Genomic DNA, 8,818 nt, shown 5'->3' on the forward strand with positions numbered 1-8,818 from the left:
CGCCCGCGCCGGAGCCCGCGCGCCGCGCGCCGGACCGGCCCGCGGATGACGGATCGCCGCAGTCCAGCGGGTAACGTTCTCCCCCGTGACCCGTTCCGCCATCACCACTCCTCCGCCCGGCGCGACGCCGCCGGAACCGCTTCCCGGAGCGCCCGCCCCCGGCTCCCCGCTCGGCTCGCACTACAGCCGCTGCTTCGGCTGCGGCGACCGCCACCCGACCGGCCTGCACCTGTCGGCGGTCACCCCCGACGGGGTCACGGTGACCGCGGAGCTCACGGTGGGCCAGGCGCACCAGGGGGCGCCGGGCCTCGCGCACGGCGGCGTGCTGGCCGCGGCGATGGACGAGGTCATCGGCATGTCCGTCTGGCTGTTCCAGCGCCCCTACGTCACCGGGCGGCTGGAGACCGACTACCTGGCGCCGGTCCCCGTGGGAACCACGCTGCACCTGCGCGCCTGGTGCACCGGCATGGCCGGCCGGAAGGCATATCTTGAAGCGGAGGGGCGGATCGGCGCCCCGGACGGTCCGGTCGCCGTGCGCGCCGCCGCTCTCTTCATCGAGGTCGGCATGGAGCACTTCGCCGAGCACGGCGACGCCCAGGCCATCCTCGCCGAGCACCATGAGTACGAGGTGAATCCGTGACCCACCAGGTCGAGGTGCTGATCCACCGGCTCGACGCCGGGCTGCCGCTGCCGTCCTACGCGCATCCGGGCGACGCCGGGGCGGACCTGCGCGCCGCGCAGGACGTCGAGCTGCTCCCCGGCGAGCGGGCCACCGTGGGCACCGGAGTGGCCATCGCCCTGCCCGACGGCTACGCCGCGTTCGTCCACCCGCGCTCCGGCCTGGCCGCCGAGCACGGCGTGACGATCGTGAACGCGCCGGGCACCGTCGACGCGGGCTACCGGGGCGAGATCAGGGTGACGCTGCTCAACACCGACGCCAAGAACGCGGTACGGCTGCGCCGGGGGGACCGGATCGCGCAGCTCGTCGTGCAGAAGGTGGAACGGGCCGCGTTCTACGAGGTGGACCGGTTGCCCGGGTCGGCGCGCGGCGCCGGCGGGTTCGGATCCACGGGCCGCTGACGTCTCAGCGGCCGCTGACATTCCAAGGAGCGTGAGGAAGATGTTCGGACGTCGCCGTCGTGAGGAGACCCCGGCCGCCGCCGTCGAGGAGGTCGCGCAGGCACCGGCCCGTGAGTCCGGCCCGTGGGACGCCGGGGAGCCGCACCCCGAGCGGGAGCGGGTCGACCTCGGCGGGCTGCGCGTGCCGGTCGGCCCCGGGTTCGAGATCCAGCTGAACCTGGCCGGCGACCGCATCGTGGGCGCCGTCGTGCTGGCCGAGGAGAGCGCGCTGCAGGTGCAGGCGTTCGCGGCGCCCAAGCGGAACGGCATCTGGGACGAGGTCCGGGCCGAGCTGGCCGCGGCGGTCGAGAGCGCCGGCGGCACGGCCGAGGAGCGGCAGGGGCCGTTCGGCACCGAGCTGGCCGCGAGGGTCCCGGGTGAGGGCGGCGCGAGCCGGTCCGCTACCTGGGGGTCGACGGGCCGCGCTGGTTCCTGCGGGCGGCGGTCAGCGGGCGCGCCGCGCTGGACGCGGACGCCGCCGGGATCCTGGAGGACGTGGTGCGGGACATCGTGGTGGTCCGCGGCGACGAGCCCATGCCCCCGCACGAGTCGATCGAGCTGCGCCTGCCCCCCGAGGCCAGGCAGGCGATGGACCGGCAGGCGGAGGCGGGGGCGGGGGCGCCCGACCTCAACCCGTTCAAGCGCGGCCCGGAGATCGCCGAGCTCCGCTGACGGTCCGGTGGCGTCCGCCCGCCGGGCCGCCGCCGGTTCGACGGCAGCCCCCCGGCAGGGCGAATCGCGTACCCTGAGGCGATATGCGGGTTAAGGAGAAGGCGTGAGTTCGCAGGAGCCGCGCAGGCAGGGCGGGTTACGGGGCTTCTTCCGGCGGCTGGCGACGAGCCAGGCCGAGCTGGAGGCGGACGAGCTGCGCCAGGAGCTCGACCGGGAGGAGGGCGCGACGCCCATCGCCGCGTGCGCCGGGCGCCGCCGGTTCTGCGTGACCGGTACACTGCGGACGGTGACCCTCCGGCCGCGGGGCGGCGCGCCCGCGCTCGAGGCGGAGCTCTACGACGGCTCGGACGTGATCGACCTGATCTGGCTCGGGCGCAGGAGGATCGCGGGGATCGAACCGGGCCGGATGGTGCTGGCCGAGGGGCTGGTCAGCCTGCAGGACGGCCGGAAGGTGATGTTCAACCCGCGTTACGAGCTCCGGCCTACGGGCGGGGTGTAAGGGGACAGATGATCCCGGAACCGGCGAGTGGGAAAACAGGGAAAGAGCAGATGACCACCACCGAGCAGGCGGCACACGACACGGTGGAGGCCGCCATCCGGTCCCAGCTCGCCAAGGCGTTCGGCGGGATCCGGGGCGTGATCGAGGCGGCCGTGCCCACGGCCGTCTTCACCGTCATGTGGATCACCACATCCCGGCTGCAGCTCTCACTGATCGTCAGCGCCTCCACGGCGGTGGTCCTGCTGGTGGCCCGGCTGGTCCAGCGCTCCACCCCGCAGTACGTGATCAACAGCCTGATCGGCATCGGCATCGGCTGGTTCTTCGCCTCCCGCACCGGCGAGGCCAAGGACGTCTATCTGCCCGGCATCCTCTACAACGCGGGCTACTCGGTGGCGATGCTGATCTCGATCGTCACCCGCTGGCCGGTGGTCGGCTTCCTGATCGGCTCGGTCACCGGCGACCCGACGGCCTGGCGCGGCGACCCGGCCGTGGTGAAGCTCTGCTCCCGGCTCACCTGGCTGCTGATGATCCCGTGCGTGGTCCGGGTGGCCGTGCAGGCGCCGGTCTACCTGATCGGCGGGAACGACGCGGTGGCCGAACTGGGCATCCTCAAGATCGTGATGGGCTGGCCGCTGCAGGTCGCCGCCCTGGGCGCCATGGTGTGGCTGCTGGCCCGCGGGCGCACCCCGGTACGGCCCGCGGCCTCCTGACGGAGGGCGGGCCGTACGGCGCTCAGTGGCGGGAGAGGAGCTGGGCCAGCTCCTCCTCGACCTCCTGGCTGGCCACGAACATCAGCTCGTCGCCGGCCTCCAGCGGGTCGTCGGCGCTGGGGACCAGCACCCGGCCCTCGCGCAGGATCGCCACCAGGGCGGTGTCGGCCGGCCACGGCACCGAGCCGGCGCGCTGGCCGACCACCGGGGCGTCCTCGGGAAGGGTCAGCTCGACCAGGTTGGCCTGACCCTGGCGGAAGGTCATCAGGCGGACCAGGTCGCCGACGCTCACCGCCTCCTCGACCAGCGCGCTGAGCAGGCGCGGGGTGGAGACGGCGACGTCCACGCCCCAGGACTCGTTGAACAGCCACTCGTTCTTCGGGTGGTTGATCCGGGCGACCACGCGCGGCACGCCGTACTCGGTCTTGGCCAGGAGCGAGACGACGAGGTTGACCTTGTCGTCCCCGCTGGCGGCGACGACGACGTGGCAGTCGGCCAGTCCGGCCTCGTCCAGGGCGGAGATCTCGCAGGCGTCGGCGAGCAGCCACTCGGCCCGCGGCACCGAGTCGATCTTGATGGCCTTGGGGTCGACGTCGATGAGCAGGACCTGGTGGCCGTTCTCCAGGAGCTCGGCGGCGATGGAGCGGCCGACGGCCCCGGCGCCCGCGATGGTGACACGCATCAGTGCTCCTCCTCCGGTGCGGCGCACAGCACCTTGCTGATGCGGTCCATGTCGCTCCCGGCCGCCATGACGTGCAGGATGTCGCCCTCCTGGACCATGGAGTCGTGCCGGGGCAGCAGGGTCTCGCCCATGCGGTTGACGAACGCCAGCCGGGTCCCGGCGGCCTCCTCCAGATCCCTGGTCCTGGTGCCGATCCAGCCGGGGTGGTAGGCCGCCTCGGCCAGCACGATCGTCCCGGTGGGGTCGCGCCAGAGCGGTTCGGCGCCCTCGGGCAGCACCCGGCGGAGGATCTGGTCGGCGGTCCAGCGGACCGTGGCGACGGTGGGAATGCCCAGCCGCTGGTAGACCTCGGCCCGGCGGGAGTCGTAGATGCGGGCCACCACGTTGTCGACGCCGAACGTCTCGCGCGCGACCCGGGCGGAGATGATGTTGGAGTTGTCGCCGCTGCTCACCGCCACGTAGGCGCCGGCGGACTCGATGCCGGCCTCCTCCAGGACGTCGCGGTCGAAACCGATCCCGGTGACCCGGCGCCCGCGGAACCCGGCCCGCAGGCGGCGGAAGGCCTGCGGGTCCCGATCGATGATCGCGACCGAGTGGCCGCCGTCCTCCAGGATGTGCGCCAGGGTGGAGCCCACCCGGCCGCATCCCATGATCACAATATGCATGCTCCCCCGCCGATCGGCTCGAGGCGGATCTTGTCTCCGATGTACCCAGCCAGTATGGCCCGCTCCGGGGGCGTCGCGTGAGGGGACGGCGGCGGAGGGGGCTAGCATCGTCAGACGTGCCGAAAGCGACGGACCTGACTAAACGCCTGTTCATCGGGCGTGCACTGCGCAGCACCCAGTTGCACGAGCAACTGCTGCCGAAGCGCATCGCGCTGCCGGTCTTCGCGAGCGACGCCCTCTCCTCGGTGGCCTACGCCCCGCAGGAGATCCTCGTCATCCTCTCCCTGGCGGGCCTGTCGTTCTACAACTTCAGCCCCTGGGTCGCGGGCGGCGTCGTGGTGGTGATGCTGACGGTCGTCGCGTCCTACCGGCAGAACGTGCACGCCTACCCCAGCGGGGGCGGCGACTACGAGGTGGCCACCGTCAACCTCGGCCGGAACGCGGGCCTCACCGTCGCCAGCGCGCTCATGGTCGACTACGTCCTCACGGTCGCGGTCTCGGTGGCCAACGGCGTCGACTACGTCGGCGCGACGATCCCGTACGTCGCGACGCACAAACCGCTGGTGGCGATCCTCATCGTCGCCGTGCTCACCCTGGTGAACCTGCGCGGCATCCGCGAGTCCGGTGTGGCCTTCGCCATCCCCACCTACGCGTTCATGGCGGCGGTCTTCGTCATGGTCGGCTACGGCTTCTTCCGGCTGTTCGTCCTCGGTGACGAGCTGCGCGCGCCCACCGCGGACTACCGGATCGTCGCCGAGCAGACCAATCTCACCTCCTTCGCCGCGGCCTTCCTGATCCTGCGCGCGTTCTCCTCCGGCTGCGCCGCGCTGACCGGCGTCGAGGCGATCAGCAACGGCGTGCCCGCCTTCCGCAAGCCCAAGAGCCGCAACGCGGCCAGGACCCTGCTGATGATGGGCCTGATCTCGGTGACCATGTTCACCGGCATCATCACGCTGGGGCTGGCCTCCGGGGTCAAGGTCGCCGAGCCCGCCTACGCCCACCGCGACGTGATCATCGACGGCCGCCCCGCAGGTTTCGACTACCACCAGCAGCCGATCATCGCGCAGGTGTCCGAGGCGGTCTTCGGCAGCGGCTCGCCGCTGTTCTTCGCCATCTCCGGCGTCACCGCGCTGATCCTGTTCCTGGCCGCGAACACCGCCTTCAACGGCTTCCCGGTGCTCGGCTCGATCCTCGCCCAAGACCGCTTCCTGCCCCGCCAGCTGCACACCCGAGGCGACCGGCTGGCCTTCTCCAACGGCATCCTCATCCTGGCGGCCGGGGCCTGCCTGCTGCTGTGGGGCTTCCAGGCCGACGTCAGCCGCCTGCTGAACCTCTACATCGTCGGCGTCTTCGTCTCCTTCACCCTCAGCCAGATCGGCATGGTCCGGCACTGGACCCGGGAGATGAAGACGGAGGTCGAGCTGAAGGCCCGGCTGCACATGCAGCGCTCGCGGGCGATCAACTTCTTCGGCGGCGTGATGACCGGCCTGGTGCTGGTGGTCGTGCTGCTGACCAAGTTCACCCACGGCGCGTGGATCGTCTGCGTGGCGATGCCGGTGCTGTTCGCCATGATGAAGGGCATCCACCGCCACTACGAGAAGGTGGCCCGGGAGCTCGCCGTCGACGAGGACTTCCAGGCCGACGAGTCGATGCTGCCCGCGCGCAACCACGCCGTCGTGCTCGTCTCGAAGATCCACAAGCCGACCCTGCGCGCCCTCGCCTACGCCCGCGCCACCCGGCCTTCGACGCTGGAGGCGGTCACCGTGGGCGTGGAGGGCTCGGAGGCCCGGGCGCTGCAGGAGGAGTGGGAGCGGCGGGGCATCCCGGTGCCGCTGAAGACGCTCGACTCGCCCTACCGGGAGATCACCCGGCCGATCCTGGAGTACGTCAAGTCGCGGCGCCGGCGCTCCCCGCGGGACGTGGTGAGCGTCTACATCCCCGAGTACGTCGTCGGCAGCTGGTGGGAGCACATCCTGCACAACCAGAGCGCGCTGCGGCTCAAGGGCCGCCTGCTCTTCCAGCCCGGCGTGATGGTCATCAGCGTGCCCTGGCAGCTGCACTCCTCCGACCGGCTCAAGGGCCGTCCCGAGCCCTTCGCCGCCGGTGCGGTGCGCCGGCCCCGCCGCAAGGCGGCGCGACACGACGACGGCACGGCATAACCTTGCGGGTGGCTCTGCGACGCAGGGGAGGCTCGAGAAGGACAGGACGGGACATGGGGACGACGGCGATCGAACTGACGGTGGGACCGGTGGCGCACGGCGGCTGGTGCGTGGCCCGCCACGAGGGCCGGGTGGTCTTCGTACGGCACGCCCTGCCGGGGGAGCGCGTGCTCGCCGAGGTCACCGAGGAGACCGCCCGGTTCCTGCGGGCCGACGCCGTGGAGATCCTCGACGCCTCTCCCGACCGGGTGGTCCCGCCCTGCCCCTTCGCCGGTCCCGGCCGCTGCGGCGGCTGCGACTGGCAGCACGCCTCCCTGGAGGCGCAGCGCCGGCTGAAGACCGACGTGGTGGCCGAGCAGCTGCGCCGACTGGCCGGGATCGAGTGGAAGGGCCAGGTCGAGGAGGTTCCGGGCGCCCCCGACGGCCTGGGCTGGCGCACCCGCGTGCAGTTCGCCGTGGACCGCGACGGCGCGCTCGGCCTGCGCCGCCACCGCTCCCACGACATCCAGCACGTGGACGCCTGCCTGATCGCCCACCCCGAGGTGGAGAACGTCGGCGCCGAGGTCATGAACTGGCGGGGAGCCTCCTCGGTCGAGGTCATCGCCTCCTCCACGGGGGACCAGGCCGTCGTGGTGGCGCCCAAGCCGCGCCGTACGGTGGCCGTGCCCGACCTCGACGAGAGCGTGGCCGTCTTCGTCGACGAGGGCAAGGGCCGCTCCCGGTCGGTCCACGGGCCGGGCCATCTGACCGAGAAGGTCGGCGACCGCGAGTTCCGCATCACCGGCAGCGGCTTCTGGCAGGTCCACCCGAGCGCCGCCGCCACCCTGAACGCGGTCGTCATGGAGTTCGCCGACCCGAAGCCGGGGGAGTGGGCCCTCGACCTCTACTGCGGCGTCGGCCTGTTCGCCGCCGGCCTGGCGGAGGCGGTCGGCCCCGACGGGGCGGTGTTCGGCGTCGAGTCCGAGACCGTCGCCGTCCGCGACGCCGAGCGCAATCTGCGCGACCTGCCGCAGGCGCGCTTCGCCCGGGGGTACGTGGAGAGCGCCCTGGACCGCCACCGCATCGAGAAGGCCGACCTGGTCGTGGTCGACCCGCCCCGGGCGGGCCTGGGCCTCCAGGTCGTCGACCGCGTCGCCGGCCTGGAGGCCTCCCGGATCGTCTACGTCTCCTGCGACCCCGCCACGCTCGCCCGCGACCTCGCCTGGTTCGCCGAGCGCGGCTACCGCCTGGCCGGGCTGCGCGCCTTCGACGCCTTCCCGATGACCCACCACGTGGAGTCCGTGGCACTGCTGGTCCCCGACGCGGTCTGAGCGTTCCCCGCGGAGAGTCCCCGGCTTCCCGGCGGCCTCTTCCGCCGAGGTCCCGGGCCTCTCCGGGAGTCCTAGAGGGGAGGGGCGGCCAGCAGCCGGGCGACCTCGGGGGCGGGCACGGCGCCCCGGGTGGAGATCCAGGCCAGGCCGTGGCGGGCGGCGAAGCCGGCGAGCTTGCGGGCGTCGGCGGGCGACAGGTCCGACGGGCCCGCCAGGACGGGCGTGAGGGCGATGCGCCTCCAGGCCGAGCGCTCGCCCAGGCCCGGGCGATCTGCGGCTGGGCGGCCCGCACCGCGGCGGCGACGGGACGCAGGCGGTTGCGTCCCGGGACCGCGGGGCGCAGCGGCACCATGAGGTTGACCGCGGTGATCCGGGCGCCGTCTCACGGGTGGTGCGGAGCATCAGCTGATCCTGCGGGGACAGGCCCTTGCCGGTCAGCGGGAGGGTGAAGCTCACCGCGAGCGGGCGGCCCCGGCCCGTCGTCTCGCGCTGGAGCGCCGAGATCGCCGCGGCGCGGCGCCGTACGGCCTCGTGGTCGGCGGAGTCGCGGATCTCGAAGTCGATGTGGGCGACGTCGAAGGCCCCCACCACCTGGCGGTAGGCGGCGGTCAGGCGGTCGGGCGCGAGGCAGGCCGAGGCGAGCTCCCGTCCGGCGGAGCCGCCGAAGGCCAGGCCGGCGTCGCCCCCGGCCGTCCGCAGGGGGCCCAGCCGGTTGGCGACGGGGTTGACCCCCTGGTCCTGGTGCCCGCCCCACCGGGGGGTGCAGCCGTCCTGCCCGGCGGTGAGGTGGCCGAGGGTGAACCAGCGCGCGCCGCTCTGCCGGGCGGCCCGGGGCAGATGGAAGAGGGGGTCGTGGACCGCGTCGACGAACGTCACGAAGCCGGACGGGCCTGCCGCGGGGGAGGGGGCGGCCGGTGCGTCCGTCCGGCCGGAGGCGGTACGGGCGGCGGGCAGCGGGGCCGCGGCCTTGGCCCGCGCGGGGCGGCCCCACTCGCCCGTCTC

11 protein-coding genes and 1 pseudogene are annotated in these 8,818 nt (G+C 73.2%); 9 read left to right on the forward strand and 3 right to left on the reverse strand.

The genetic code is table 11. From position 1 onward, the window contains the following. Positions 1-85 precede the first annotated feature (85 nt). The 6 genes and pseudogenes from ACWJ6R_RS24190 to ACWJ6R_RS24215 all read left to right on the forward strand — a co-directional run bounded on the left by ACWJ6R_RS24190 (position 86) and on the right by ACWJ6R_RS24215 (position 3,000). On the forward strand, positions 86-640 hold the full coding sequence (locus ACWJ6R_RS24190) for a PaaI family thioesterase (protein ID WP_449064427.1): 555 nt from the start codon (positions 86-88) through the stop codon (positions 638-640). Beyond that, entirely contained in the window at positions 637-1,080 is a 444-nt protein-coding gene (gene dut / locus ACWJ6R_RS24195; protein WP_449064428.1) for a dUTP diphosphatase, read from the forward strand. The genes ACWJ6R_RS24190 and dut overlap by 4 nt, the downstream gene beginning before the upstream one ends. A gap of 40 nt (positions 1,081-1,120) precedes the next feature. Continuing rightward, positions 1,121-1,447 (forward strand): annotated as a pseudogene (locus tag ACWJ6R_RS24200) (DUF3710 domain-containing protein); the annotation flags it as partial. A gap of 104 nt (positions 1,448-1,551) precedes the next feature. Further along, on the forward strand, positions 1,552-1,791 hold the full coding sequence (locus ACWJ6R_RS24205) for a DUF3710 domain-containing protein (protein WP_449064437.1): 240 nt from the start codon (positions 1,552-1,554) through the stop codon (positions 1,789-1,791). Positions 1,792-1,894: 103 nt separating this feature from the next. Then, on the forward strand, positions 1,895-2,290 hold the full coding sequence (locus ACWJ6R_RS24210) for an OB-fold nucleic acid binding domain-containing protein (RefSeq protein ID WP_449064429.1): 396 nt from the start codon (positions 1,895-1,897) through the stop codon (positions 2,288-2,290). A gap of 50 nt (positions 2,291-2,340) precedes the next feature. Continuing rightward, a complete protein-coding gene (locus tag ACWJ6R_RS24215; RefSeq protein WP_449064430.1) occupies positions 2,341-3,000 on the forward strand; it encodes a DUF3159 domain-containing protein in 660 nt (219 codons plus the stop codon). Between the two features lie 22 nt (positions 3,001-3,022). Here ACWJ6R_RS24215 and ACWJ6R_RS24220 read toward each other — a convergent pair whose 3' ends face one another. Both ACWJ6R_RS24220 and ACWJ6R_RS24225 read right to left on the reverse strand, forming a co-directional pair. Continuing rightward, positions 3,023-3,682, reverse strand: a complete 660-nt coding sequence (locus tag ACWJ6R_RS24220; protein WP_449064431.1) for a potassium channel family protein — start codon at positions 3,680-3,682, stop codon at positions 3,023-3,025. After that, complete coding sequence (locus tag ACWJ6R_RS24225; RefSeq protein WP_449064432.1) at positions 3,682-4,347, reverse strand: potassium channel family protein; 666 nt, start codon at positions 4,345-4,347, stop codon at positions 3,682-3,684. The genes ACWJ6R_RS24220 and ACWJ6R_RS24225 overlap by 1 nt, the downstream gene beginning before the upstream one ends. A 116-nt stretch (positions 4,348-4,463) precedes the next feature. On the opposite strand from ACWJ6R_RS24225, the gene ACWJ6R_RS24230 reads away from it, so the two are divergent. Both ACWJ6R_RS24230 and ACWJ6R_RS24235 read left to right on the forward strand, forming a co-directional pair. After that, positions 4,464-6,506: an APC family permease gene (locus tag ACWJ6R_RS24230; RefSeq protein WP_449064433.1), complete on the forward strand. Its 2,043-nt coding sequence runs from the start codon at positions 4,464-4,466 to the stop codon at positions 6,504-6,506. Between the two features lie 53 nt (positions 6,507-6,559). Beyond that, a complete protein-coding gene (locus ACWJ6R_RS24235) occupies positions 6,560-7,816 on the forward strand; it encodes a class I SAM-dependent RNA methyltransferase (protein ID WP_449064434.1) in 1,257 nt (418 codons plus the stop codon). 71 nt (positions 7,817-7,887) lie between these two features. Here the strand turns inward: ACWJ6R_RS24235 and ACWJ6R_RS24240 are convergent, their stop codons facing one another. Beyond that, positions 7,888-8,202, reverse strand: a complete 315-nt coding sequence (locus ACWJ6R_RS24240) for a hypothetical protein (RefSeq protein WP_449064435.1) — start codon at positions 8,200-8,202, stop codon at positions 7,888-7,890. 41 nt (positions 8,203-8,243) lie between these two features. Between ACWJ6R_RS24240 and ACWJ6R_RS24245 the strand changes: the two genes are divergently transcribed. After that, on the forward strand, positions 8,244-8,417 hold the full coding sequence (locus ACWJ6R_RS24245) for a hypothetical protein (RefSeq protein WP_449064436.1): 174 nt from the start codon (positions 8,244-8,246) through the stop codon (positions 8,415-8,417). The last annotated feature ends 401 nt before the right edge of the window (positions 8,418-8,818 follow it).

It is taken from the genome of Planomonospora algeriensis (genome assembly GCF_977012225.1).

Excerpts from the sequence above, each read along its gene's own strand:
- ACWJ6R_RS24215 (WP_449064430.1), top strand. The coding sequence starts at position 2,341 with ATGACCACCACCGAGCAGGCGGCACACGACACGGTGGAGGCCGCCATC.
- ACWJ6R_RS24220 (WP_449064431.1), bottom strand. The coding sequence starts at position 3,682 with ATGCGTGTCACCATCGCGGGCGCCGGGGCCGTCGGCCGCTCCATCGCC.
- ACWJ6R_RS24225 (WP_449064432.1), bottom strand. The coding sequence starts at position 4,347 with ATGCATATTGTGATCATGGGATGCGGCCGGGTGGGCTCCACCCTGGCG.
- ACWJ6R_RS24235 (WP_449064434.1), top strand. The coding sequence starts at position 6,560 with ATGGGGACGACGGCGATCGAACTGACGGTGGGACCGGTGGCGCACGGC.